Source organism: Cohnella rhizosphaerae (assembly GCF_029525575.1).
GTDB classification, from domain to species: Bacteria; Bacillota; Bacilli; order Paenibacillales; family Paenibacillaceae; genus Cohnella; species Cohnella rhizosphaerae.
Map to the genome: position 1 here is coordinate 917886 of NZ_JAPDIA010000003.1, position 23082 is coordinate 940967.

General features: G+C 60.9%; 22 protein-coding genes. 20 read left to right on the forward strand and 2 right to left on the reverse strand.

Annotation, left to right across the window (positions count from 1 at the left end; translation table 11 throughout):
- Positions 1–3 precede the first annotated feature (3 nt).
- Positions 4–576: an SWIM zinc finger family protein gene (locus OMP40_RS09820; protein ID WP_277530995.1), complete on the reverse strand. Its 573-nt coding sequence runs from the start codon at positions 574–576 to the stop codon at positions 4–6.
- Between the two features lie 331 nt (positions 577–907).
- Between OMP40_RS09820 and OMP40_RS09825 the strand changes: the two genes are divergently transcribed.
- The 17 genes from OMP40_RS09825 to OMP40_RS09905 all read left to right on the forward strand — a co-directional run bounded on the left by OMP40_RS09825 (position 908) and on the right by OMP40_RS09905 (position 19863).
- Positions 908–1969: a hypothetical protein gene (locus OMP40_RS09825; RefSeq protein WP_277530997.1), complete on the forward strand. Its 1062-nt coding sequence runs from the start codon at positions 908–910 to the stop codon at positions 1967–1969.
- 723 nt (positions 1970–2692) lie between these two features.
- Complete coding sequence (locus OMP40_RS09830; protein ID WP_277530998.1) at positions 2693–4093, forward strand: right-handed parallel beta-helix repeat-containing protein; 1401 nt, start codon at positions 2693–2695, stop codon at positions 4091–4093.
- Positions 4011–4376, forward strand: a complete 366-nt coding sequence (locus OMP40_RS09835; RefSeq protein ID WP_277531000.1) for a right-handed parallel beta-helix repeat-containing protein — start codon at positions 4011–4013, stop codon at positions 4374–4376. Before OMP40_RS09830 ends, OMP40_RS09835 begins: the two co-directional genes overlap by 83 nt.
- 292 nt (positions 4377–4668) lie before the next feature.
- Positions 4669–5517, forward strand: a complete 849-nt coding sequence (locus tag OMP40_RS09840) for a right-handed parallel beta-helix repeat-containing protein (protein ID WP_277531004.1) — start codon at positions 4669–4671, stop codon at positions 5515–5517.
- Entirely contained in the window at positions 5438–5887 is a 450-nt protein-coding gene (locus tag OMP40_RS09845; protein ID WP_277531006.1) for a right-handed parallel beta-helix repeat-containing protein, read from the forward strand. Before OMP40_RS09840 ends, OMP40_RS09845 begins: the two co-directional genes overlap by 80 nt.
- Before the next feature lie 294 nt (positions 5888–6181).
- Positions 6182–6958: a YveK family protein gene (locus OMP40_RS09850; RefSeq protein WP_277531009.1), complete on the forward strand. Its 777-nt coding sequence runs from the start codon at positions 6182–6184 to the stop codon at positions 6956–6958.
- Between the two features lie 119 nt (positions 6959–7077).
- A complete protein-coding gene (locus OMP40_RS09855) occupies positions 7078–8181 on the forward strand; it encodes a glycosyltransferase (RefSeq protein ID WP_277531011.1) in 1104 nt (367 codons plus the stop codon).
- A 49-nt stretch (positions 8182–8230) separates the two neighbouring features.
- Positions 8231–8926, forward strand: coding sequence for a CpsD/CapB family tyrosine-protein kinase (locus OMP40_RS09860; RefSeq protein WP_277531012.1), 696 nt, complete (start codon positions 8231–8233; stop codon positions 8924–8926).
- Between the two features lie 3 nt (positions 8927–8929).
- Positions 8930–9646 (forward strand): sugar transferase, encoded by a 717-nt coding sequence (locus OMP40_RS09865; RefSeq protein ID WP_277531014.1) that lies wholly within the window; start codon positions 8930–8932, stop codon positions 9644–9646.
- A 54-nt stretch (positions 9647–9700) separates the two neighbouring features.
- The gene (locus OMP40_RS09870) at positions 9701–10858 is read left to right on the forward strand and encodes a glycosyltransferase family 4 protein (protein ID WP_277531015.1); all 1158 of its coding nucleotides are present in this window, start codon (positions 9701–9703) and stop codon (positions 10856–10858) included.
- Positions 10859–10873: 15 nt separating this feature from the next.
- Complete coding sequence (locus OMP40_RS09875) at positions 10874–12223, forward strand: UDP-glucose dehydrogenase family protein (RefSeq protein WP_277531017.1); 1350 nt, start codon at positions 10874–10876, stop codon at positions 12221–12223.
- Positions 12224–12516: 293 nt separating this feature from the next.
- Entirely contained in the window at positions 12517–13566 is a 1050-nt protein-coding gene (locus OMP40_RS09880) for an O-antigen polymerase (protein WP_277531018.1), read from the forward strand.
- Positions 13563–15077: a glycosyltransferase family 4 protein gene (locus tag OMP40_RS09885; protein WP_277531021.1), complete on the forward strand. Its 1515-nt coding sequence runs from the start codon at positions 13563–13565 to the stop codon at positions 15075–15077. Before OMP40_RS09880 ends, OMP40_RS09885 begins: the two co-directional genes overlap by 4 nt.
- Positions 14998–15870: a glycosyltransferase gene (locus OMP40_RS09890; RefSeq protein ID WP_277531022.1), complete on the forward strand. Its 873-nt coding sequence runs from the start codon at positions 14998–15000 to the stop codon at positions 15868–15870. Before OMP40_RS09885 ends, OMP40_RS09890 begins: the two co-directional genes overlap by 80 nt.
- The gene (locus OMP40_RS09895) at positions 15809–17338 is read left to right on the forward strand and encodes an MOP flippase family protein (protein WP_277531023.1); all 1530 of its coding nucleotides are present in this window, start codon (positions 15809–15811) and stop codon (positions 17336–17338) included. The genes OMP40_RS09890 and OMP40_RS09895 overlap by 62 nt, the downstream gene beginning before the upstream one ends.
- Positions 17339–17490: 152 nt before the next feature.
- The gene (gene galU, locus OMP40_RS09900; protein WP_277533083.1) at positions 17491–18378 is read left to right on the forward strand and encodes a UTP--glucose-1-phosphate uridylyltransferase GalU; all 888 of its coding nucleotides are present in this window, start codon (positions 17491–17493) and stop codon (positions 18376–18378) included.
- A 111-nt stretch (positions 18379–18489) separates the two neighbouring features.
- The gene (locus OMP40_RS09905; protein ID WP_277531025.1) at positions 18490–19863 is read left to right on the forward strand and encodes a sugar phosphate nucleotidyltransferase; all 1374 of its coding nucleotides are present in this window, start codon (positions 18490–18492) and stop codon (positions 19861–19863) included.
- Here OMP40_RS09905 and OMP40_RS09910 read toward each other — a convergent pair.
- The gene (locus OMP40_RS09910; protein ID WP_277531027.1) at positions 19843–20325 is read right to left on the reverse strand and encodes a hypothetical protein; all 483 of its coding nucleotides are present in this window, start codon (positions 20323–20325) and stop codon (positions 19843–19845) included. The genes OMP40_RS09905 and OMP40_RS09910 overlap by 21 nt on opposite strands.
- On the opposite strand from OMP40_RS09910, the gene OMP40_RS09915 reads away from it, so the two are divergent.
- The 3 genes from OMP40_RS09915 (at position 20321) to OMP40_RS09925 (ending at position 22270) form a co-directional block, all read left to right on the forward strand.
- Positions 20321–20893 carry an LCP family glycopolymer transferase gene (locus OMP40_RS09915; RefSeq protein ID WP_277533085.1) on the forward strand — a complete coding sequence of 191 codons (573 nt, stop codon included), beginning with the start codon at positions 20321–20323 and terminating at the stop codon, positions 20891–20893. The genes OMP40_RS09910 and OMP40_RS09915 overlap by 5 nt on opposite strands.
- A 179-nt stretch (positions 20894–21072) precedes the next feature.
- Positions 21073–21792 carry a PIG-L family deacetylase gene (locus OMP40_RS09920; RefSeq protein ID WP_277531028.1) on the forward strand — a complete coding sequence of 240 codons (720 nt, stop codon included), beginning with the start codon at positions 21073–21075 and terminating at the stop codon, positions 21790–21792.
- A 100-nt stretch (positions 21793–21892) separates the two neighbouring features.
- Positions 21893–22270: a GNAT family N-acetyltransferase gene (locus OMP40_RS09925; protein WP_277531031.1), complete on the forward strand. Its 378-nt coding sequence runs from the start codon at positions 21893–21895 to the stop codon at positions 22268–22270.
- Positions 22271–23082: the final 812 nt, after the last annotated feature.

Here is a 23082-nt window from a genome sequence, read left to right on the forward strand (position 1 = left end):
CGTTCAGTTCGAACAGCCGCTCGGCGACGGGGGGGGGAGCACGGGCTTTATTTTATAGAAAAGGCTCAGGGCCTGCTTCACGTACTGCGTATTGCGCACTTGGCCGGCGATGGGCGCGAGGCATTTGTCGAACAGAGCCAGCCACTGCGGGACGCTCATCTCGGGTATGCGGGCCGCGTCTCTCGCGAGCCGCTCGATCCCGGCGTGCTGCGGCCTTTCGGCGGAGACGGGGCGGGAAGCCAGCGTCTTGGCGTTGGCCAGCGCCGGAACGGGATAGCCGTGGTAGCCGGCCCATTCCATGAGCACTGCTGTCATGTGCTTGCACGGGCGGCCGACGGGACAGCTGCATTTGCCGTCCTCCAAAGCTTCAAGGTCGACACGCGTCCGATAGATCACCGTGCCCGCCACCTCCGCCTGCAGATGCCGCATGTCCTCGGGATCGGATATTTCGACGCGTCCTTGCTTGTAGTATTGATAGCCGCGCTTGAGCGTCAGATCGTCGAACGCTTCCGCGACGCGGCGCAGCAGATCTTCCCACCGCGGATCGCTTTCCGGCGGCGTGCCTTCTGTGAACATGGCTAGACCTCGCTTCGGTTTCCGGTTTGCTGTGAGCTTCTATTATAGCACTTCTCGCACACACGTTCGCTTCGCGGAGGCATTTTCGGCAAGCCATTTTTTGTTTGTTGCAACGCGGAACGCATAATTGCGTTCGCCGGAGCGGATCTTAGGCGCGGACATTAGCCGATCGCCTCGTTTTTGCGCGCTTCGACAGATGCCGCCGCGTTTATCGATGCAATATCTGCCAGGCGGGTAATACATACGTAGCGGCAATCCGGCTTGATACGGCCAGACCGATTGCCGTCGGAAGGAAGAGACCGTATGCTTCGCTACACAGCCGTCGCCCCCCTTGTATCCCTGGGCCGGCAGGCCGTCGGCCTACGATATGATCGCGCTGCGGATCGGAAAGGACGGCAAGCTGATGTCGCAGGCGCTGCCGGACGACGATGAATACGCGGACAAGCCCGAACGCCGGGAGACGCTGCGCCAACAGGGCCTGGCGGGAAGCGGGCAGACCGGCGCAATCGAGGATGACGGCATCGCCAGGGAACTGACGCGCCTGCTCGTCCGGCTCAGCCGCGACCGAAGCGTCCGCAGCCGGCGTGCCGCCTACCTCGCGCTCATGCGCGACGAGTCGCTGGACGCGATCAGTCCGGCGCTGCAAGCCTTACATAAATTGCCAGGGTTGAACGCTGGCCAACTGTACGAGGAAGCGTTGTGGATGGCGCGGCACGGCGTGCACCGCAACGTCGTGAAGTTCGGCATCGCGCTGCTGAGCCAGTACGGAAGCGAACGGCACAGGGAATTGACGTTCACGCTGGGCAAACACGAGGAATTCACGCTTTATGCCGCCTCGGCGCTCATGGGCATGGAGCAGCCCAGCAAGGCGCTCTGCGAGCTGGCGCGTTGCGTCGACGGATGGGGACGCGTCTACCTCGTGGAGCGCCTCGATCCGGATACGCAGGAAATTCGGGACTGGCTGCTCCGCGAGGGTTACCGCAACCGCATCTGCGACGGACTGCTCGCTTATACTTGCGCGCTCAAGGGCGACTTGGAGGAGGCGCTGCAGGCGGATACGATCGACCCGGCGCTCTTCGAGGGAGCGGGCGGGATTCTGGCTGCGCTGATCGCGGGCGGTCCTGCGGAGGACATCGACGATTATGAGCAGGCGATGCCCGTCATCGGCGATTATTTGCGCCACGCGGTGCGCATGCGCGCGGATGGCGAGCGCCTGGCTCCCGTCCATGCGATCCTGCGGTTTCTCGAGCAGGACGAACGCGTCTGGGAGAAAAGGTACCGCGGCGGCTGGACGTCCGAAGCGCGGCGGTCCTATCTGGCGCAGTGCCGTTCGATCGCCGGAACCGGCTCATCGCGCGAACGCGCGGCGGATGGACGAACGATGCGTACATAAGATGGAAAAACGCGTGGGGACGGCATCTGCTGTCTTCGAGGAGGAGATGGGCGTGCACGTGCGGTTGGCATCGCCTGCGGAGAGCACGAGCACCGGGCTTGGGACTCAGGAGACGCTATTTTCTAAAAAAAAAGGTCCATTTGCGAGAGTTTCGGACTGGAGGGACGTTATTACCCCGGATCGAGGCTAAAATAGGACGGCAATCTTGCAATAACGACCCCTGAGTCCGTGAGCGGGCCGCGAATCGCGATAGTTTCAAGAATAAGGGCTCCTCTGTCCGTCCGCTGCGCGCTAATGCGCAAACCAAAGGCAGCAGGAGCTTTTTTTAAGGCGGCTTTCTTGGCAAATGAGACGAAGATTAATATCCTTTAATTTGGCGAGCAAGGTATATTAATGTTCATTGATTTAAATGTTTGTTTAAATCCCTCGTTCCTAGCCTCTTATTTGCCACTTCTCCCTACTTCCCCCCGTGGATCGGTCTTCTTAAACGTCGCGTTTCTTCTATTAAAAATAGATTATAATTTCTTTTCTTCATTTCCGGAGAAAACATGCTAAAATAGGCCGCAGGAAACAATTGGCATGCCTCATTTGGCTGCCAATGTATTCATGCGAACCCATGTTCATCCGATATATCGGTTATAGCTGAAAAGAGTATACACTGTGTGCTATCACTCCGTCTTTACCCTGCGTCAATCATACTCAAACATACGGAGGTCGTTTTTTTTGAAAAAAATCGGTTTGACGGCAATGGCGCTCGCCTTCGGGATCAGCATAACGAATTCGTTCGTGTCCGCACAGGATGCGCAAGCCGTCAACGTTGCCAGCATATATGCCGCTCCGCAAGACTTCGGGGCTTCTCAGGGGCAGAACCAATGGTTTTATCAGAAAAGCGCGGGTACGGTATATAGCAATCTCGCCTACGATGCAACCGGCGACCGCTGGCAAGCGGCCGCGAATACCGGCTATCCCTGGGTGAACAAGGATGCGATGCATCCGAGCAAGGACTTCGACGCCGTGCTGAAGTGGGTATCGCCCGGCAAAGGGACGATCGCGATCGGCGGTACGGTCAAGAAGGGCGACGGCAAAGGCGACGGCATCCTCGCCACCATCAAGAAGGACAAGACGACGCTGTGGAGCGCCGTCGTCAAGACGACGGACGGCTACACGCCTGCGCTCAAGGCGATCGCGGTCGAGAAGGGAACGGCGATTTACTTTCAGGTCAACAGCCGTGAGACGATGAATAACGACCACACGCTCTGGAATCCGGTCATTCAATATAAAGCGGCGTCCGCGCAGCCCGCGGCGTCTACGCAAGCGGTCAAGACTGCCGCCGCCATCAAGACGACTGCGGCGGCAACGTCGTTCGCCGGTCCGGCGACCGTCGACGCATACGCGCTGTCCGTCGCGAGCTGCGGCGCCGTCGCGAACGACGGCAAGGACGACTACGGCGCGTTCGCGGCTTGCCTGGACAAGGCGAAGTCGCAAGGCAAGTACGTCACCGTTCCCGAGGGCGAATATCACTTGAGCAAAATTCTGACGCTCGACGGCGTCAAGCTGATCGGCGCGGGCATGGCGAAGACGACGCTGATCTCCACGGACCCCTTGAACGGCTCGATCGATCTCAAGGGCAACAATGCCAAACTGAGCAACGTCAAGCATGTCTATCAGACGACGGTCGCGCGGGGCAACGGCTCCAACGAGAAAAACAGCGTCACCGTGCGGGGCGCGACGAACTTCACGATCGACGGCGTCTACGTGTACAAGTCGAGCACGGCCGGCATTCTCGTCCAGGGCGCCTCCAAGGGCGGCGTCATTACGAACAACACCGTCGACTCGACCGGCGCGGACGGCATTCATATTACGGACGGCAGCAGCGGGATTCTGATCGAGAACAACAAGGTCAAAGCGACGGGTGACGACACGATCGCGGTCGTCAGCTACGCGCAGGACGGCCCGGCGGTGCATGACGTCACGATCCGGGGCAACGACGTCGGATACTTCTCCAAGGCGCGCGGCATCGCGGTCGTCGGGGGGCACGGACGTGCTGATCGAAGGCAACGCGGTGAAGGATACGCAGATGGCGGGCATTTATATTGCCGTCGAAGCGAATTACAATACGGTTAACGTCGACCGGATCGCAGTGAAGAACAACACGATCGAGCATGCCGGCATCCACGAACCGGAAAATCATCCGAACGTGCTTATCTACGCCTCGCAGGGCGTCATCGACAACGTGACGTTCTCGGGCAACACGATTAAAAACGCGGCCCATCGGGGAATCGGCGTCTGGGGCGACGGTCAGATCAAGGACATTTACTTTACCGGAAATACATTGATCAATACGGCAGGCGCGAATACGACGTTTAAGGCGGGCACCATTCATCTGAACGACAATAAGGGATTTTAAGTTTTAACGAGCGCGGCTATAGGCGACATCGGGCGACCGAACATTGGGCGAATGAGCATCTGGCGACTATAGAACAGTGCCGATCCGGATTTCCGGGTTGGCACTTTTTTATTTATTTCGAGGCTTTTCCGAACGCATTTTTGCGGATTTTTTTGCGGCTTCTTAACGTTTTCTAATGTGCGAGATTGTTTTACCCAGGTGCATAGGGGGGTGAAACTCTGGTAAGTCCGATAAATCTAGGTCTAAATCGAGGTTCGTTAAAAACGAAAAAGAGAGCCAACTGGAGGTCGGGATGGAGAGAAACCGGAAGAAACGTTATGCGCTATGGACTGGAATCGCCTTGCTTGCGGCACTGGTCGCCGTCATGCTTTGGCCGCGCGGCGGGAACGAGAAGGATACGGGGCCGGAGGGCCATCCCTCTCCTTCTCCGTCGCAGACGCAGGAGGCGTCGCCTTCCGGCGAACCGGCAGAACCGGAAGAGCCGGTATGGACGATCGAAGACGGCTCCCTGCACTGCCTGGCGAACGGAGACGATCGCGACGACGATCTGGAGACGCTCGAGGCTTGCGCGAAGAAGGCCAAGGCGGAGGGGCTGCAGCTGCGCCTGTCCGAAGGCGAATATCGCATCGGCGACATTTGGGTCGTCGACGGCGTCAAGGTGCAGGGCGCGGGCGCGGACAAGACGGTCATCGTATCGACGGATCCGAAGCGAGGCTCGATCGATCTGGAGGGCAGCGGGCCATCGCTGAGCGACCTGAGTCACGTCTATGCGCGAACCGTCAAGCGGGGCGACGGCGAGAACGCGAAAAACAGCATTACCGTCAGGGGAGCGAACGGCTTCCGCATCGAAAACGTGCATGTCGACAAAGCGAGCACGGCGGGCATTCTCGTCGAGGACGCTTCCGAGGACGGCGTGATCGCGAACAACCTGGTCGAAAATACGGGCGCCGACGGCATCCATATCACCGACGGAAGCACCCGCATCCGAATCGAGAACAACAAAGTATCGGGCACGGGGGGACGATGCCATCGCGGTCGTCAGCTACTTGAAGGACGGCGAGGTGACGCACGACGTGACGATCGCGGGCAACGACGTCGGCTACGACTCCAAGGCGAGAGGCATATCCGTCGTCGGCGGTGAAGACGTGACGATCGAGGGCAATTCCATCCAGCGCACCGAGATGGCCGGCATTTATATCTCCGTAGAGAAGGAATGGGAGACCGCCGATACGAAAAACATTACGGTGCAAAATAATACGATCGAGCATACCGGCATGCGCAAGAGCAGCGATCATCCGAACATTCTGGTCTATGCGTCGCACGGCAAGCTGGACGATATCACCTTCGAGGCGAACACGATCAAAAACGCCGTGAACGACGGCATCGGGGTGTGGGGCGACGGGGATTTGGGCAATATTTATTTTTCCAAAAACGTGCTCAGCGATTCTAGCAAGTCCCCTACCAATTTCAAGGGCGGCAACATCCACCTGGAAGGCAACACAGGATTTTAATAATTCTTATTGACAGAGCGCGCCGATGCGATAACGGCGCGCTTTTTTTGCGTTTTTGAAAAATGAGAAAAACCACTTGAAACCGTTGCCATAATATGCTTGTTTGTTTCAGATTCGGAGCCATGCGTTTAAGTTGGGGTCAAGAATGAGAGAGACGGACGAGCAGGCGATAGGGAGACCCCGCACCTACATAACCTGACCTTCCTCCAGGGGTCTTTCGTTCGTCGGGGTCGTCCGAATCTCCCAATCCGCAAAGCCCAGAAAATCACACAAATGAAGCGGAGGCTATCTAGAATGGAGCTGCAGCACTACCTGAAGGTCGTCAAGAGATACTGGTGGATTCCTGCTCTGCTGATCGTCGTCATCTGCACGGCCGCCTATGTTTACACCAACAAGTACGTGAAGCCCGTTTATCAAGCGTCGACGGACCTGATCGTCAACAAGACCGAATCGACGGTCGCCGGACAGCAGATCATCGACCAGAACTCCATCAACACCAACCTCATGCTTATCAATACCTACAAGCAAATCATCAAATCCCCTTCCGTCATGAAACGCGTCGCCGACGAGCACCCCGAACTCGGCATGACGGCGTCCCAGATCAGCGACAAGGTCTCGGTCAACACGATGAAGGACGCGCAGATCATCACGCTGGTCGCCAAGGCCGACGATTACGGCACGGCGGTGCAGGTCGTGAACGGCGTATCGAACGCCTTCCGCAGCAGCGTCACCGAGCTCATGAAGCTGAACAATATCACCGTGCTTACCCAGCCGGATCCGCTGGCCGCGCCAGGACCGATCAACAGCAGCCACACCGTCCTGTATATCTTCAGCTTCCTGCTCTCGGCGCTGCTCGGCTTCGGCATCGCGTTCCTGGTCGACTATCTGGACGACAAGGTAAGGACGGCCGACGACCTCGAGAGCGAGCTCGGCATCACGATGCTCGCAAGCATCGGCAAGATCAGGCAAAAGGATATGGCGCAAGGCAAAGTCCGCACCGCCATCCCGTTCGCCAGGGAAGCCGCCGTACGCGGGAAGCAGGAGCTCAGACCCGCCGAAGAGCAGCGCTGACCTGCGAAGGCGAGCGAAGGAGGCGGAAGCGGCCGGTCATGACTTTGCATAATATTCTAATCTACCGAGATAGTCTGTTGGCGCCATCCGAAACTTTTATTCGATCCCAAGCGGAGGGCATGCGTTCCTACCGCGCCCACTATGCGGGCTCGAAGCGCAATGCGGGCCTTGCGCTCGATCCCGAACGCGTCAACGTGCTGAACGACGGCGGCGCGGGCGGAAGATTGCGCGAACTGCTGTTCAAGGCGACTGGCCTCGGATTTCCGATCGAGCGCAAGTTCAGACAGTTGGATTTCCGCCTGCTGCACGCGCACTTCGGTCCCGACGGCGTGTTGGCCGCGCCGATCGCGAGACGGCTGCGCATCCCGCTCATCGTCACGTTCCACGGCTACGACGCGACGGTCAAAGACGAGCACGCCCGCAAGTCCTACTACACGCACCGGCAATATATTCGCAAAAGAGAGCAGCTCCAGCGGTCGGCGGCGGTATTCATCGCCGTATCGGACTTCATCCGCGGCAAGCTGATCGAGAAGGGATACCCCGAGGAAAAGATCGTGCGTCACTATATCGGCGTCGACACGGAGCTGTTCAAGCCCGATCCGGCGCTGCCGAGGGAAAAAATCGTGCTGTTCGTCGGCCGTCTGGTCGAGGTGAAAGGCGCTGCCCATCTCATTCGGGCGATGCGCGAGGTGCAGCGGCAGGTGCCGGATGCCGAGCTCGTCCTCATCGGCGACGGGCCGCTCCGGACGGAGCTGGAGTCGATGGCGGCCGGTATGCTCCGCAAGTACCGGTTCCTGGGTACGCAGCCGCCCGACGTCGTGAGGCACTGGATGAACCGCGCGCAAGTGTTCTCCGTACCGAGCGTGCCGACGCCGACGGGCGCGGAGGAGGCATTCGGCATCTCCTTTCTCGAAGCGGCTTCGATGCGGCTTCCCGTGGCGAGCTTCCGCACGGGCGGCATTCCGGAGGCGGTGAGCGACGGCGAGACCGGGCTGCTGGCCGCCCCGCACGATTGGCTCGCGCTCGGCGCCGGCATCGCGCGGCTGTTGAGCGACGAAGCGCTATGGCGGCAAATGAGCGCAAGGAGCAGGGAAAGAGCATGCGAATCGTTCGATCTGAAGGAACAAACCCAGAAGCTCGAACGAATCTATCATTCCGTATTGGCAGGCGATACAAGCCAGGCGACGGGCTACCGGTTGATGCCGAGCCGCATCGACGCATGAGCGCCGCGACACGGATCGTCGCAAACACATTAAAGGACAGGCAGGGATCATGATGATAAGAGAAAACGGCAAGCATCGTCAAATCGCCAAAGCGGGGCCGGGCTCCTCGGTGTCCGAGTCCTACAAGAAGCTGCGGACGAACATCCGGTTCTCCTCGATGGGAGAAGCGGTCAAGCTGATCCTCGTCGCCTCGGCGGTTCCCGGGGAAGGCCGTACGACGACCGCGATCAATCTGGCGATCAGTTACGCGCAGGAAAACAAAAACGTGCTGCTGCTCGACGCCGATCTTCGGCGGCCGGCGGTCGCGCAAGCTTTCTTCCGCACCAGCCGGACGGGCCTGAGCGATCTTCTGATCGGTCGCGGCAAGCCGGAGGACGCGATCCAGCAGACGGACATCGCAGGGCTGTTCGTGCTCGCGGCCGGCACCGTGCCGCCGAATCCTTCGGAGCTGCTCGGTTCCGAATCGATGCGCAGGCTGCTTGAGGAGCTGAAGACGCAATTCGACGTGATCGTCGTCGATTCGCCGCCGGCTTCGTCGTTCGCCGACGCCCAGATCGTCGGCGCGATGTCCGACGGCGTCGTTCTCGTCGCCCGCTCGGGCAAAGTCACCAAGGAAGCCGTTCGCCGGACCCGCCTGGGCCTGGAGCACGTCGGCGCCCATATCCTCGGCGCCGTCCTGAACAATACGAACCGCGACCGCATTGAATCCAGCTACGCCAATTACTATGGATACGGGGGAGATTAAACCATGAGTCTAGTCGGCAACGAGCTTGAGATCGCCAGCCGCGCCACCGCCACGACGTCCGCCCAGCCTATCGTCCAGTCCACAGTCCAGAAAAGCGGAACCAACTATCTCTTCTTAAGCGCCAAGCGTGCGATCGACCTGCTCGGATCGGGCATCGGATTGATCCTCCTTTCCCCGGTATTTGCCGTTATTGCCATACTCGTCAAGCTCGAAGATCCGAAGGGGCCCGTCTTCTTCAAGCAGCACCGCATCGGCAAGGGCGCGAGCCTGTTCAACATCTACAAGTTCCGCTCCATGAACACCAACTCCGAGCAGCTGCTGCGCGAGGACAAGGCGCTTTACGCCAAATACGTCGCGAGCAACTACAAGCTCGAGCCGGACGAGGATCCCCGCATCACGCGCATCGGCCGCTTCCTTCGCAAGACCAGCCTCGACGAGCTGCCGCAGCTGTTCAACGTGCTGAAGGGCGAGATGAGCCTCGTCGGCCCGCGCCCCGTCGTCGCCCAGGAGCTCAAGGAATACCGGGATAAGAAGCGTGAATTCCTGTCGGTCAAGCCCGGCATCACCGGCTATTGGCAGGTGAGCGGCCGCAGCGACGTCGGCTACCCGGAGCGCGTCGACCTGGAGCTTTATTACGTGTACAACAAATCGCTCGCCCTCGATATCAAGATTCTGTTCGCGACGGTGCGCAGCGTGCTGCTCAAGAAAGGCGCTTATTAAGCCCTATCAAAATGGACCGGAGTCATCGGGCACGGACAGGAGGACGACAGCCAAATGAAAGTCGCGATCGTTCACGAATGGTTGACGACGTACGCGGGATCGGAGAAAGTGGTCGAACAAATGCTCGAGGTGTACCCCGAAGCGGACGTGTTCGTTATGGTCGATTTCCTGCCGGAGAAGGATCGAGGATTCCTCAAGGGCCGGAAGGTCCGCACCTCGTTTTTGCAAAACATGCCGTTCGCCAAAAAGAAGTACAGGCAGTACCTGCCGCTGATGCCCCTCGCCATCGAACAATTCGATCTGTCCGCCTACGATCTCATTTTATCGAGCTCCCATGCGGTCGCCAAAGGCGTCATCACCGGGCCGAACCAACTCCATATCTCGTACGTGCATTCGCCGATTCGCTACGCCTGGGACATGCAGCATCAATACCTTAAGGAGTCGGGCCTGCAGCGCGGACTCAAGGGCGCCTTCGCCAAGTGGATGCTGAGCCGCATTCGCATGTGGGACTACCGGACCGCGAACGGCGTGGATTACTTTATCGCCAACTCCGAGTTCATCGCCAGCCGCATCTGGAAGGTGTACCGCAGAGAATCCAGCGTCATCTACCCGCCCGTCAACGTGAACGCCTTCGCCTACCGCGAAGACAAGGAAGACTTCTACCTGACGGCCTCCCGCATGGTCCCCTACAAGAAGATGGACATGATCGCCGAAGCGTTCGCCGGCATGCCGGACAAGAAGCTGGTCGTCATCGGCGACGGACCCGACATGGAGAAGGTCAAGGCCCAGGCGGCCAAATCGCCGAACATCCAGGTGCTCGGCTACCAGCCGGACGCCGTGCTGATCGACCATATGCAGCGCGCCAAGGCGTTCGTGTTCGCGGCCGAAGAGGACTTCGGCATTACGCCGGTCGAGGCGCAGGCTTGCGGGACGCCGGTCATCGCGTACGGCAGGGGCGGCTCGCTCGAGACCGTCCGCGGTCTCGGCGTCCCGCAGCCGACGGGCGTCTTCTTCGAAGAGCAGACGCCGGCGCAGGTGATCGCGGCCGTGAGCCGGTTCGAGAACGAGGGCGGCGCGATTCAGGCGGCGAACTGCCGCAAGAACGCGGTGCGCTTCTCTCCGGAGTCGTTCCGCAAGAAGCTGCAGCAGCACGTCGACAACAAGCTGCATCACAATACGCGCCAGGCGGGAAGCGTCCAGGCCGTTCTATAGGGGGAAAAGACAACGATGAAACTGACTTTTATCGGTACAGGCTATGTCGGGCTCGTGTCCGGCGTCTGCTTTTCGGAGATCGGCAACGACGTCACTTGCCTGGACAAGGATCTGGGCAAGATCGAGCGCCTGAACCGCGGCGAGGTGCCGATCTACGAGCCGGGCCTCCAGGAGCTGATCGCCAAAAACCGCGAGCTCGGACGCCTGCGCTTCTCCGGCGAGCTGACGCCCGCGGTCGAGCGCGCCGAGGCGATCTTCCTCTGCGTCGGCACGCCGCCGCTGCCGAACGGGGAAGCGAACCTGGCGTTCATCGAGCAGGCCGCGCAGGAGATCGCCCTCGCGATGAACGGCTACAAGATCATCGCGACGAAGAGCACCGTGCCGGTCGGCACGAACGACCGCATCCGGGACATCGTCTCGAAGCTGACGCCGCATCCGTTCGACGTCGTCTCGATTCCCGAATTTCTGCGGGAGGGCTCGGCCATCGCGGACACGCTGCATCCGGACCGCATCATCATCGGCACCGACAGCCCAGAAGCCGCGGAGAAGATCGCCGAGCTGCACCGGCCGCTGACCGACCGGATCATGGTGACCGACGTGCGCAGCGCGGAGATGATCAAGTATGCGTCCAACGCCTTCCTCGCGACCAAGATCTCCTTCATCAACGAGATCGCCAACATCTGCGAGAAGGTCGGCGCGGACGTCACGGACGTCGCGAAGGGCATGGGCCACGACCGGCGGATCGGGCCGTCGTTCCTTCAGGCGGGCATCGGCTACGGCGGATCTTGCTTCCCGAAGGATACGAACGCGCTTATCCAGATCGCGGGCAACGTCGACTACGAGTTCAAGCTGCTGAAGTCGGTCGTCGAGGTCAACCAGGGCCAGCGCTTCAACGTGATGACGAAGCTGCGGCATTCGCTCGGCGAGCTCGGCGGCAAGCGGATCGGCGTCTGGGGGCTGGCGTTCAAGCCGGACACCGACGACGTGCGCGAGTCGCCGGCGCTGGACATCATCGGCGCGCTGCTGGCGGAGGGCGCCGAGGTACAGGCCTACGACCCGGTGGCGACGGCCAACTTCAAGGCGATCTTCGATCAGGCGGACGAGGTGGAATGGCGCGACGATCCGATCGAGGCGGCGCGGGACTGCGACGCGCTGTGCCTGTTGACCGACTGGGCGGAATTCAAGTCGCTGTCGCTGACCGAGGTACAGGCGGCCATGCGGCAAAACATTCTGATCGACGGCCGCAACGTGTACACGAGCGAGCAGGTCGACGAAGCCGATCTCCGTTATTATTCGGTCGGACGGCCGCATGTCGGCAGCCTGTCCCAGTTCGAGGCCGATCCGATCGCTTTTTATGGCAGGTGAACGCGCCGCCGAGGCGCAATCAAGACGAGGGAGTGCCCGCGAGATGAGAAAGAATGCTTCGGTCTGGTGGATGAACCCCACCATCCTGTTCGCCATCGTGATGGGGGTCGTCATCGCAGGCGCCTATATGATCCCGGCCCGGAACTACCTGATGTTCTACCGGGTGGAGAAATTCATCGACAGCGGCAACATCTGGCTCGCCGTCTATCCGGCGGTCGCCTTCGTGCTGGGCGGCTTGCTGTCGGCGGCGCTGTACAAAAAAGGCGAAGCCCGTATCGGTGCTGCCCGACGCCGTGATAAAGCGCGAAAGCTTCATCAAGTTCGTCGTTTACGCGCTGTTCGCCATGACGCTGTTCGGCTACGCGGTCTATTTTCTGATCATGGTCCGAAGCGGCTTCACGGTGTCGCTGTTCTTGTCCGTCATCAAGGGAGAGCCGGGCGCCATCTACGCGATCAAGCAGAACTTCGACAAGATCACGGGCGTCACCTCGTTCACGAACTTCGGCATCGCGTTCACCATCCTCGCGACCTACTACCAGTGCCTGAAGGGGAAAAAGACGTTCCTGCCCGCGATGGCGGTCGTCTTCCTGCTGACGCTCATGCGCTCGATCTTCTTCTCCGAACGGCTCGCCTTGATGGAGATTCTGGTGCCGGCGGTCATCATCTGGATCTCGATGCGGCTGAAGCAGGGCAAGCGGGTGCCGTTCGTGAAGCTGTATCCGCTCATCGGCATCGTGTTCGTCATCGGCTTTTTCGGCCTCAGCGAGTACTTCCGTTCCTGGCTGAGCTACTACGTCCACATCTATCCTTCGTTCTGGGAGTTCGTCGTCACCCGCTTTTTCGGCTACTACGTCACCGCTCTCAATACCGGCACCTTGTACATAAGAGAGCTGGGATTCCCGTCGATTCCGTTCCCCTACTACACCTGGGAGTGGCTGTGGAAAATCCCGCCGGGCGGCGAAGCGTATGCCGACGTGTACGGCGTGCGTCCGATGAACCTGCTTAACAACATACTCGATACGATGGGCAATCCGGAGTTCAACAATCCGTCCGGGCTCATGCTCCCCTATCACGATTACGGCTTCGGCGGAGCGCTGGTCTACATGGCGCTTCTCGGCTATGTCAGCGGCGTGCTGTATACGCACTTCCGCAACAATCACACGTTCGGCATGCTTCTGTATCCAATCTGGATCGTGGGCATTCTGGAGTTTCCGCGGTACCTGTACTTTACGAGCGGCCGCTTCTTTCCTTGCTGGGTCGTGCTGCTCCTGTTCACGCTCGTCCTTCATTACAATAAGCGAAAAATCAAGAGCTGGCGGCTCTCGGGGGTGAACCGGACATGACTATGCAGAGAATCTACATCAACGGCCGATTCCTGACGCATCCGGTCACGGGCGTGCAGCGGTACGCGATCGAGGTGCTCCGCTCGCTCGACGCGATGGTCGGGGTACGCGACGCCGCGGTCGAAGGCTATGAATTCGTCGTGCTGGCGCCCAAGGGAGACCTTCGGGACATCGGCCTGCGCCATATCGCGACGAAGCAGGCGGGACGCGGCTCCGGCCACGCCTGGGAGCAGCTCAGCCTGCCGGCGCTCTGCGCGGACGGCTTTCTGCTCAGCTTGTGCAATACGGGGCCGATGATCAAACGCCGCCAGGCCGTCACGATGCATGACGCGGCGGTATACGCGGCGCCGGGCACGTACTCCTTCGCCTTCCGCGCCTGGTACAAGGTGCTGCAGCGCGCGCTCGGCATGAACGCGAAGGGCGTCCTCACCTGCTCCAAGTTCTCCAGCGGGCAGCTGACGGAGCACTTCGGCGTTCCGGCGCGCAAGATCAAGACGATCTACCACGGCCGGGAGCATATCCTCCGGATCAGGCCCGACGAGACGGTGTTCGAGCGTCACGGCCTGACGCGCCCTTACGTGCTGGCGGTCAGCAGCATGAGCCCGAACAAAAACTTCGCGTCCGTCGCGAAAGCGATCGAGCTGATGGGCGACGTCGGCTTCGACATCGTCATCGCCGGCGGCAGCAGCAAGATCTTCAAGCCGGCCGGCAGCCGGATCGGCGGCGAAGTGAAGCAGCTCGGCTACGTGACGGACGAAGAGCTGAGGGCCTTGTACGACCGGGCTTCCTGCTTCGTCTTCCCGTCGTTTTACGAAGGCTTCGGCTTCCCGGCACTCGAGGCGATGGCCTGCGGCTGTCCCGTCGTCGCTTCCGACGCGGCCTCGATCCCCGAAGTCTGCCGGGACGCCGTGCTCTACTGCGATCCGCGCGAGCCGGCGGACATCGCGGTCAAGATCAAGCGCATCATGGAGGACGACGCGCTGCGGACGCAGCTGCGCGAGCGGGGGGCTCGCGCGAGCCGGCGCCTTCTCGTGGGACAAGTGCGCGCGCGAGACGCTGGACGCGATTCGGCCGCACCTGGCCGCGTCAGAGCCGGCGTACGCGCCGGAGCGCGAGAGGGGGGTGGAGCCGGTGAACATCGTATTCGCCAGCCATACGTACATGGGCGGACCGTTCGTCGTCGGCTCCCACCATCTCGCCCGCGAGATGAAGCGGCTCGGCCACCGCGTCCTCCATATGAGCACGCCGCTGAGTCCCATGCATCTGCTCAAGTACAAGGACCGGGATATCCGCGCGCGTCTTCGGATTTACCGCGGACGGCCCGAGACGGAGCCGGATCAAGCGGCGAACAGCGTGCCGATGTCGCTGCTGCCGTGGGAGCTGGCCGGGCCGATCTATACCCGCACGGGCAAAAACTGGACGCTGCCGCGCATGAAAAGGCTGCTCCGCGAGCAGGGCATGGACAGCGTGGACCTGCTGCTCATCGACCAGCCGCGGTTCGCCGGGCTTGACGCGGTCGTGAAGCCTGCCGTCACCGTGTACAGGCCGACCGATCTGTACGCCCAGATGACGGGCGACCGGTCGATCGCGGCCGCCGAAGCGGCCATCATGGCCCGCGCGCACGGCCTCGTCTCCACGTCGGAGCCGGTGCTCGAGGAACTGCTGCCGTACAACCCGGCATTGCCGTGCCTGCTGCTCGAGAACGGCGTCGAGTACGCGCATTTCGCGCGGGGCGGCGAGGAGCCGGAGGATCTGCGGGCGATCCCCGGCCCCCGGGCGGTCTACGTCGGCGCGCTCGACGAGCGGCTCGACCTCGGCGCGCTGCGCAAGCTGGCGGACGCCCGGCCCGACCTGAGCCTCGTCGTCATCGGGCCTCACGACGACGCGACGGCCGCCGTTTTCGCCGGACGGCCCAACGTGCATCTGCTCGGTCCGAAGAAGTACAAGGACGTGCCGAGGTACCTTCACCACGCCGACGTCGCGCTGCTGCCGCTGAGCGGCCACGCGGCCAACAAAGGGCGCAGTCCGATGAAGCTCTACGAGTACGCGGCCGCCGGCCTGCCGGTCGTCGTGACCGAGACGCCCGAGCTGCTGCGGCGCAAGGAGCCGTTCCTGTATTTCTACCGGCATGCGGACGAATTCCCGGGCCAGGTCGGCGAAGCGATCGCCGCCAAGCACGGCCGCGACCGCATCCGCGCGCTGGCCGAGCGCCATGCGTGGGACGCCAAAGCCAGGACGCTGCTTGAATTCGCCGAGGGCCTTCGGCGTACAGCCTCATCCAAGGAAGGGACTCGCCAACTATGAGCTCGCTCAAGAAAAAGGGATCGCGGCGGCCAAATGGTCCACGCTCGCGACTGTCGTCTCCATCGTCGTGCAAGTGCTGCAGCTCATCACCGTCTCCCATCTGCTGACGCCGAAGGATTACGGGCTCATGGGCATGGTCATGGTCATCGTGGCCGCGGCCGTCAATCTGACCGACATGGGCATCTCCAACGCGATCATTCACCGGCAGGACGTCACCAGGGATCACCTCTCGAGTCTCTACATACTGAACCTGGGGACGAGCTTGATCATCAGTCTGGCGATCTTCCTGTCCGCGCCGCTCGTGGCGGCCTTCTATCACGAGCCGGACCTCGTGAACCCGGTCCGTTGGATGTCGCTGCTGTGCCTGATCCCCGCCTTCGGACAGCAGTTCGAGGTGCTCTCGCGCAAGGAGCTCAAGTTCAACGCGATCTCCAAGATTCAGATCGCCGCCTACTTCGCCGGCTTCCTTATCGCGATCGCGGGCGCTTATTACGGCTACGGCGTCTACGCGCTGGTCGGTTCCTATCTGGGCAACGCGTTCGTCCGTTCCGCCGGCCTGATGATCATGGGGTGGCGCAGATGGACGCCGGCGCTGCATTTCGCGCGCGGCGATCTCAAGGGCTATCTCAGCTTCGGCGTTTATCAGATGTCCTCGAATCTCCTCCAGTCCTTCATTTCGAACCTGGACTATCTGATTCTGGGCCGGATGTACGGCGCGCAGACGCTCGGTTACTACACGTTCGCGTACCAGCTGTGCATCATGCCGGTGCAGAAGCTGACGCCGCTCATCAACTCGGTCACGCTGCCGATTTTCGCCAAGATTCAGGACGATCTTACGCAGCTCCGCAAGGGCTACATCAAGATCGCCGAAGGGGTCAGCTACCTGAACGCGCCGATCTATCTGGGTCTGCTGGTCACGGCGCCGATGCTCGTCACGTTCGCGTTCAGCGAGAAATGGCTGCCCAGCGTGCCGCTCATCCAGATCCTGTGCGTCATGTTCCTCATCCGCTCGCTCGTCGTTACCGTCCAGCCGCTGCTGCAATCCAAGGGCCGGATGGACATGTACTTCCGCTATACGCTGCTCTGCATGGCGGTACAGGTGCCGGGACTGTTCATCGGCGCTTATCTGGGCGGCATGATGGGGCTTTGCATCGCTTTCCTCGTCGTGCAGGTCGTTATCTTCTGCATCCAGTACAGCTACGCCGTGCGCCGCATTCTGGGGCCAAGCCTGGCGCCGCTGCTGCGCGGCATCGCGCCGGGGCTGCTGTGCGGACTCGTGATGGTCGTCGGCGTTCTGGCCTTCGATTGGCTGTCCATGCAGCTGTTCGAGCTCAATACGGGCTTTATCCTGCAGGTCATCTGCGGTGCGCTGCTCTACTTCGCCGTCATATTCTATTTCAACCGGAATCTGATTCATGCCGTACGCGATAAGGTATATAGGAGACATAAGTCCGTGAAGCCGGGGTGAAGCCCGCGCGGCCGCCCCTTGACAACTTAGAGCCGTCGTCATAGAGCGTCATCCCCCCCTTATCCCCGTCGTTCCGTCCTGCGACTTACACCGCCGCATCTTCCACAGCAGATAGGAGGGTACTACAAGTATGACTAAAGTCAAAAAAAGCAATTATTCCCGCAGCCGGTCTCGGCACCAGATTTCTACCCGCCACGAAGGCGATGCCCAAGGAAATGCTCCCGATCGTCGACAAGCCGACGATTCAATACATCGTCGAAGAAGCGATCTGCTCGGGCATCGAGGATATTATCATCGTCACGGGCCGCAGCAAGCGCTCGATCGAAGATCACTTCGACAAAAACCACGAGCTTGAGGCGGACCTCGAATGCAAGCAAAAAAACGAGCTGCTCGAAATCGTGCGGGGCGTCACGAATCTCGTCGAGATCCACTGCGTCCGGCAGAAGGAGCCGCTCGGGCTTGGACATGCCATCTGGTGCGCCCGCAAGTTCGTGGCCGGCGAACCGTTCGCGGTGCTGCTCGGCGACATGATCATCGAGAGCGAGGTGCCGTGCCTGAAACAGATGATCGACGTCTATGACGAGCGGGCCGGCAGTATTATAGCTGTAGAAGAGGTGCCGTGGGAGAGCGTATCCAGCTACGGCGTCATCCAGGGCGACATGATCAACAAGCGGCTGAACCGGATCACCAACCTGGTCGAAAAGCCGAAGGTCAATCCGCCGTCCAACCTGGCGATGATCGGCCGCTACATTCTGGACCCGGCGATCATGGATATTCTGGAGCATCAGCAGCCCGGGGTAGGCGGCGAGATTCAACTGACGGACGCGATGAAGCAGCTTGCGTCGCGCCAAAGCATGTACAGCTACCGCTACGACGGCAAGCTGTACGACGTGGGCAGCAAGCTGGGTTTCCTGAAGGCGAACATCGACTTCGCGCTGAAGCGCGAGGAGCTCGGTCTCGGCTTGTGGGAGCACCTGCACGAGCTGACCGGGACGGCCGAAGGGGCCGGCGATATCCAGGAAGCGCGGAGAATCGGCTAAGCCCGCAAGCTTTCGCCCGAAAGTCCGCAAGCGCGTCCCCAAGCCCGCAAGTTGGCAAGCTTGAGCGGAAGAGCAACAACCATGCAAAACATCTGGAGGGGAAAAAATAGAATGAAATTAGTATTGCTATCCGGGGGTTCCGGCAAAAGACTGTGGCCGTTGTCCAACGATGCGAGAAGCAAGCAGTTCCTCAAGGTGCTCGAGAACGAGAACAAGGAAATGGAATCGATGGTCCAGCGCGTATGGGGGCAGATTCGCGCGGTCGGTCTCGATCAATCGACCGTGATCGCCACGGGCAAGCAGCAGCTCGACATTCTGCAGAGCCAGCTCGGCCAGGTGCCGATCATCGTCGAACCCGAGCGTCGGGATACGTTCCCGGCGATCGCGCTGGCGGCGGCGTACCTGTACTCGCTGAAGAACGTGGACCTGAACGAGACGGTATGCATCCTGCCCGTCGACCCGTACGTCGAAGACCGGTTCTTCGAGCGGATCCAGGATCTCGAGGGCGTGCTGAACCGCACGGACGCGAAGATCGCGCTTATGGGCGTGACGCCGACGCTGCCTTCCTCCAAATACGGCTACATCGTGCCGGAGCAGGGCGCCGGGGACGATGCTTACAGCCGCGTGGCGCGGTTCACGGAGAAGCCGTCCGAGGAGAAGGCCAAGTCGCTGATCGCGCAGGGGGCGCTGTGGAACTGCGGCGTGTTCGCGTTCAAGCTCGGCTACCTGATCGGGCTGCTGCTCGAGCGCGGGGTGCCGATCCAGTACGAGGAGCTGCAGAAAAATTACGACAAGCTCGCCAAGATCAGCTTCGACTATGAGGTGGTCGAGAAGGAATCCGACATCGTCGTCATTCCGTACGACGGCTACTGGAAGGATCTCGGCACCTGGAACACGCTCACGGACAACATGGGCGCCCGTGTCATCGGCAACGGCATTTTGAGCGAGGACAGCGCCAATACGCACTTGGTCAACGAGCTGGACATCCCGGTCACGATCATCGGCATCCAGAACGCGATCGTCGCGGTCAGTCCGGACGGCATCCTCGTATCCGAAAAGAACGCGAGCCCGCGGATCAAGGATATGGTCGTGCCGAACCAGCGGCCGATGTACGAGGAGCGGACGTGGGGCTGGTATCGCGTGCTCGATTACTCCAGGAGCCCGGACGCGGAGGTGCTGACCAAGCGCATCTGCCTCAAAGCCGGCAAACATCTGAATTATCACTGCCACGCGGAGCGGACGGATACGATGACGGTCGTCTTGGGTGAAGGAGAACTGGTGCTGAACGAAGAACTATATATCCTGAAGCCGGGAGACGTATTCCGAATCCCCGCCGGTTCCTACCACGCGCTGCGCGCCGCGACAGATATGGAATTCATCGAGATTCAGCAGGGAGAATCGGTGAAGGAAGACGACGAGATCGATCTCTACGGTACCTGGGAGGAGATGGAGTTCCATTGTCTGTCAAGAGGAATCCCCTCGTAAAAAAGAGTCATCCTCATCGCGTCCGCGGCGGTGCTCCTGCTCGTGCTCGGCGCGGGCGGGTATGCGTGGTACCTGTACCATGATGCCACGGACACGATCAGCGACATCTATCAGCCGATCGGCACCGTCCCCCCCGCGGGGGACGGCACGCAGGCCGTGGCCGGCGGCGCAGGCGGCGCGGGAGCGGGCGGCGAAGCCGGGGAGGCGACGGGCGCCGTTCAACTCGCCGCTTCGGGCGATGCCGACCCGTCCGATACGGCGCGACGCATCGTCGACCTGAACGCCAAGGACCCGTTCACCGTGCTGCTGCTCGGCGTAGACGAGCGGAGCGGCGACGTGGGCCGTTCCGATACGATCATGGTCGTCGGCGTCAATCCGGCCAAGCATTCCGTCCTTCTCTACAACATCCCCCCGAGATACCCGCACCGAGATCGTCGGCAAAGGCACGACGGACAAGATCAACCACGCTTACGCCTTCGGCGGCGTCGACATGTCGATCCGCACGGTCGAGCGCTTCATGAACGTGCCCATCGACTACTATGTGAAGGTCAATATGGAGGGCTTCGAGCGAATCATCGACATTCTCGGCGGCGTATCGGTGGACAATCCGTTCGGCTTCACGATCGACGGCGTCACGTATCCGCAGGGACGTCTCGAGCTGGACGGGGAGAACGCGCTGCTCTATTCCCGCATGCGGTACGACGACCCGAAGGGCGATATCGGACGTATCGAACGTCAGCAGTCGGTGCTCGGCGAACTGATCGGCAAGGCCAAGCGGCTGAAAACCGTCGCGAAGCTGCCGGACATCCTCGATCAGATTCGGGCGAACGCCAAGACGAACCTGACGCTCGACGATATGAAGGCGTTGTTCAACAACTACCGCAAGGAAATCGATACCGTCAGCAAGGACCAGGTCAACGGCGGCGGTCAGCGCATCGGCGGCATCTATTATTATATGGTCAGCGAGCAGGAGCGGACGCGCATGCACGACAAGCTCGCCGCGATGCTGGCGAAGGATGGCGGCGTGTGAAAGACGGGGGCTGAGGCGGAGCTCGACGGCTTCCGCGAGGACGCTCCCCGGGAGCTCTGGCACCATTTACGGTGGACAAAGACGCGAGAGGCTCGCCTTCGACGAACGGCCGGGAGGCCGGGCGCGAGACGGGCTTCTTTGTTCTGCGCATTTTGCGCATCTGAAGGAGGCATGCGGCGATGGCGATCAATTTGTTTTTCGTGCCCCACCAGGACGACGAAGCGCTGACGTTCGGCGCGGGCATACGCAATCATCTCGACGTCGGCGACGAATGCCACGTCATTCTGTACACGGACGGGCGTTCGTCGGGTGTAAGGCGGCAGTTGAACGGTGAGGCGCGGAGCGCGCTCGGCAGGCGCTTTTACGATCCCGCCGCCGAAGGCTACGGCTATCTCGAGGAAGCGGACATGGTACGGCTTCGCAACGACGAGTTTCGCCGGTCTTGTCTGGCCTTGGGCGTCCCCGAGACGCATATCCACTTCGCGGACGGACAGATGCGGGACGGATCGACGACGGTGGAAGGCTGCGAGGACGTGCTGCGCGAGTATTTGCGGCGGTATCCCGAGGCAAGGGTCAAGACGTTCACGGACCTGGGCGGCAACCACGCGGACCACGCCAACATGGGGCGGGCCGCGCGGCGCCTGGCGCGGACGGGCGCGATCGCGGATCTCCGCCTGTACGTCGAGCCGTACAATCTGCGAGGCGCGAGGCGCGAGGCTCGGCGGCTGGAGCTGCTCGTCGAGCGATCGCGCGACCACGCCCACAAGGTCGTCGCGTCCCTGCAGGAATACAAGCGCTGGGATCCGGCGCGGGGGCAGCTCGCGATCGGCTACCATTCGGTCAAGCGCTGCTTTGACCGGGCGATCGCGAAGCCGGTCTCTTATTATCACAAGCCTTAATTTCATAGGAGATCGATGGCTGGCGGGCGCTCGAATGCCGCAGATCGGGGTAAGGGATAGAGAGTACGAGAAACGAGAATGACGATGGAGGTGCACGGACATGAGCGCATTGTACAATAACGAAACGCCCGAGGTACGGCCCGAAGAAGAGATCGTCGCGGAACGGGAAGGCAACGGCTACATCCTGCGCGGCGTGAAGGGCAGGATCGGCCAGATCTCCTATACGATGGCGGATGCGGACACCTGGATCATCGATCATACATCGGTGGACGGCGAGTACCGCGGACGCGGCCTAGCGCGCCAACTGCTGGACTTCGTCGTCGAAGAAGCCAGGGAGAAGGGGCGCAAGATAATCCCGTCTTGCTCGTACGCGCTGCAGCAATTCCAGGCCGACCCGTCGCTCGCCGACGTGTGGGCCGAGGGAGACGCCAGCCGCTACTCCGACTCCTACAGCAGCAACGGCGTCGAGTCGCGCTGATTCGGGAGCGCCGATTCGGCCGCGGCTGACATAATGCCGACGGCCTGGGGCCCCGCATGATCCTGTCTGGATCGTGCGGGGCTATTTGCCGATTTCGGGAGCGGGGGGGGCGTTTGGCGAGCCGGGGGGATGCGCCGCAACCCATTGGACCGCCCCATGAATCGCAAGAGGTATAATGCACCTGCTTGACCGGACCGTGAGGCTGTAGAGTAACTTTTTGCCCTTGCAGCACTTTTTGGACCGGATCGTGAGGCTGTAGAGTAACTTTTGCGCTTAAGTCAACATTTAGAACGGTTTGCGAAGCTGTAGAGTAACTTTTTTCCTTTGCAGCACATTGGACCGGTCCGCGCGCTGAAGAGCGTGTTTGAAGTGAAAATCCTGGACTTCTAATCGATTGATGATTTACGCCGTGCTGCACTAGTTACTTAGGTGGTCCTATCCAGGATCACTTGGGCGCACGGGGCGGGCCTCGGATTAAATGTGGTCCTGTCCAGGATCACTTGGGCGCACGGGGCGGGCCTCGGATTAAATGTGGTCCTGTCCAGGATCACTTGGGCGCACGGGGCGGTCCTCGGATTAAATGTGGTCCTATCCAGGATCACTTGGGCGCACGGGGCGGGCCTCGGATTAAATGTGGTCCTATCCAGGATCACTTGGGTGCGCGGGGCGGGGTTTCGGATTAAATGTGGTCCTATTCAGGATCACTTGGGCGCACGGGGCGGGCCTCGGATTAAATGTGGTCCTATCCAGGATCACTTGGGTGCGCGGGGCGGGGTTTCGGATTAAATGTGGTCCTGTCCAGGATCACTTGG

Excerpts from the sequence above, each read along its gene's own strand:
- OMP40_RS09840 (WP_277531004.1), top strand. The coding sequence starts at position 4,669 with ATGGAGAGAAACCGGAAGAAACGTTATGCGCTATGGACTGGAATCGCC.
- OMP40_RS09905 (WP_277531025.1), top strand. The coding sequence starts at position 18,490 with ATGAAATTAGTATTGCTATCCGGGGGTTCCGGCAAAAGACTGTGGCCG.
- OMP40_RS09850 (WP_277531009.1), top strand. The coding sequence starts at position 6,182 with ATGGAGCTGCAGCACTACCTGAAGGTCGTCAAGAGATACTGGTGGATT.
- OMP40_RS09925 (WP_277531031.1), top strand. The coding sequence starts at position 21,893 with ATGAGCGCATTGTACAATAACGAAACGCCCGAGGTACGGCCCGAAGAA.
- OMP40_RS09890 (WP_277531022.1), top strand. The coding sequence starts at position 14,998 with ATGAAAAGGCTGCTCCGCGAGCAGGGCATGGACAGCGTGGACCTGCTG.
- OMP40_RS09855 (WP_277531011.1), top strand. The coding sequence starts at position 7,078 with ATGCGTTCCTACCGCGCCCACTATGCGGGCTCGAAGCGCAATGCGGGC.
- OMP40_RS09865 (WP_277531014.1), top strand. The coding sequence starts at position 8,930 with ATGAGTCTAGTCGGCAACGAGCTTGAGATCGCCAGCCGCGCCACCGCC.
- OMP40_RS09820 (WP_277530995.1), bottom strand. The coding sequence starts at position 576 with ATGTTCACAGAAGGCACGCCGCCGGAAAGCGATCCGCGGTGGGAAGAT.
- OMP40_RS09870 (WP_277531015.1), top strand. The coding sequence starts at position 9,701 with ATGAAAGTCGCGATCGTTCACGAATGGTTGACGACGTACGCGGGATCG.
- OMP40_RS09860 (WP_277531012.1), top strand. The coding sequence starts at position 8,231 with ATGATGATAAGAGAAAACGGCAAGCATCGTCAAATCGCCAAAGCGGGG.
- OMP40_RS09875 (WP_277531017.1), top strand. The coding sequence starts at position 10,874 with ATGAAACTGACTTTTATCGGTACAGGCTATGTCGGGCTCGTGTCCGGC.
- OMP40_RS09920 (WP_277531028.1), top strand. The coding sequence starts at position 21,073 with ATGGCGATCAATTTGTTTTTCGTGCCCCACCAGGACGACGAAGCGCTG.
- OMP40_RS09885 (WP_277531021.1), top strand. The coding sequence starts at position 13,563 with ATGACTATGCAGAGAATCTACATCAACGGCCGATTCCTGACGCATCCG.